The 260-nt window shown below is 46.2% G+C and carries 1 rRNA gene; it reads right to left on the bottom strand.

Going from position 1 to position 260, the window contains the following annotated elements:
* Positions 1 to 239: ribosomal RNA gene (locus FC36_RS06690) — 16S ribosomal RNA — on the bottom strand; the annotation flags it as partial.
* Positions 240 to 260 lie beyond the last annotated feature (21 nt).

Below are 260 nucleotides of genomic sequence, written 5' to 3' on the forward strand. Positions count from 1 at the left end.
GATAGCTTACGCCACCTTTCATCCCAGAACCATGCGGTTCTAAGAGATATGCGGTATTAGCACCTGTTTCCAAGTGTTATCCCCCTCTTTAGGGCAGGTTACCCACGTGTTACTCACCCGTTCGCCACTCAATTTCTTATCGGTGTAGCAAGCTACGGTGATAAGAAAAAGCGTTCGACTTGCATGTATTAGGCACGCCGCCAGCGTTCGTCCTGAGCCAGGATCAAACTCTCAATTTAAAAGTTTTATGACTCATTTTT

Origin of the sequence: Ligilactobacillus equi DSM 15833 = JCM 10991, from assembly GCF_001435735.1 — a bacterium.
Classification (GTDB): Bacteria; Bacillota; Bacilli; order Lactobacillales; family Lactobacillaceae; genus Ligilactobacillus; species Ligilactobacillus equi.